Below are 1,648 nucleotides of genomic sequence, written 5' to 3'. Positions count from 1 at the left end.
AATAGCTTTAAATTACATACGTAGTTTGAAGTCAGTATTCATTGAGCCGAACAAAATCTTAAATTGAAGAGTTTGATCATGGCTCAGATTGAACGCTGGCGGCAGGCCTAACACATGCAAGTCGAGCGGAAACGAGAATAGCTTGCTATTCGGCGTCGAGCGGCGGACGGGTGAGTAATGCCTGGGAAATTGCCCTGATGTGGGGGATAACCATTGGAAACGATGGCTAATACCGCATAACGCCTTCGGGCCAAAGAGGGGGACCTTCGGGCCTCTCGCGTCAGGATATGCCCAGGTGGGATTAGCTAGTTGGTGAGGTAAAGGCTCACCAAGGCGACGATCCCTAGCTGGTCTGAGAGGATGATCAGCCACACTGGAACTGAGACACGGTCCAGACTCCTACGGGAGGCAGCAGTGGGGAATATTGCACAATGGGCGCAAGCCTGATGCAGCCATGCCGCGTGTATGAAGAAGGCCTTCGGGTTGTAAAGTACTTTCAGCAGTGAGGAAGGGTGTGAAGTTAATAGCTTCATACTTTGACGTTAGCTGCAGAAGAAGCACCGGCTAACTCCGTGCCAGCAGCCGCGGTAATACGGAGGGTGCGAGCGTTAATCGGAATTACTGGGCGTAAAGCGCATGCAGGTGGTTTGTTAAGTCAGATGTGAAAGCCCGGGGCTCAACCTCGGAACCGCATTTGAAACTGGCAGGCTAGAGTACTGTAGAGGGGGGTAGAATTTCAGGTGTAGCGGTGAAATGCGTAGAGATCTGAAGGAATACCAGTGGCGAAGGCGGCCCCCTGGACAGATACTGACACTCAGATGCGAAAGCGTGGGGAGCAAACAGGATTAGATACCCTGGTAGTCCACGCCGTAAACGATGTCTACTTGGAGGTTGTGGCCTTGAGCCGTGGCTTTCGGAGCTAACGCGTTAAGTAGACCGCCTGGGGAGTACGGTCGCAAGATTAAAACTCAAATGAATTGACGGGGGCCCGCACAAGCGGTGGAGCATGTGGTTTAATTCGATGCAACGCGAAGAACCTTACCTACTCTTGACATCCATAGAACTTAGCAGAGATGCTTTGGTGCCTTCGGGAACTATGAGACAGGTGCTGCATGGCTGTCGTCAGCTCGTGTTGTGAAATGTTGGGTTAAGTCCCGCAACGAGCGCAACCCTTATCCTTGTTTGCCAGCGAGTAATGTCGGGAACTCCAGGGAGACTGCCGGTGATAAACCGGAGGAAGGTGGGGACGACGTCAAGTCATCATGGCCCTTACGAGTAGGGCTACACACGTGCTACAATGGCGCATACAGAGGGCGGCCAACCAGCGATGGTGAGCGAATCCCAAAAAGTGCGTCGTAGTCCGGATTGGAGTCTGCAACTCGACTCCATGAAGTCGGAATCGCTAGTAATCGTGGATCAGAATGCCACGGTGAATACGTTCCCGGGCCTTGTACACACCGCCCGTCACACCATGGGAGTGGGCTGCAAAAGAAGTAGGTAGTTTAACCTTCGGGGGGACGCTTACCACTTTGTGGTTCATGACTGGGGTGAAGTCGTAACAAGGTAGCCCTAGGGGAACCTGGGGCTGGATCACCTCCTTATACGATGATTATCGCGATGAGTACCCACACAGATTGATACGGTTTAT

1 rRNA gene is annotated in these 1,648 nt (G+C 52.5%); it reads left to right on the top strand.

Annotation, left to right across the window (positions count from 1 at the left end):
* The first annotated feature begins 60 nt into the window (after positions 1 to 60).
* A 16S ribosomal RNA gene (locus tag VPNCDNU1_RS10470) occupies positions 61 to 1,601 on the top strand.
* Positions 1,602 to 1,648: the final 47 nt, after the last annotated feature.

The sequence above is a fragment of the Vibrio penaeicida genome (assembly GCF_002933855.1).
GTDB lineage: Bacteria > Pseudomonadota > Gammaproteobacteria > Enterobacterales > Vibrionaceae > Vibrio > Vibrio penaeicida_A.
The sequence above is the reverse complement of the archived record's forward strand: the minus strand, read 5'-3'. Positions and strand labels throughout refer to the sequence as shown.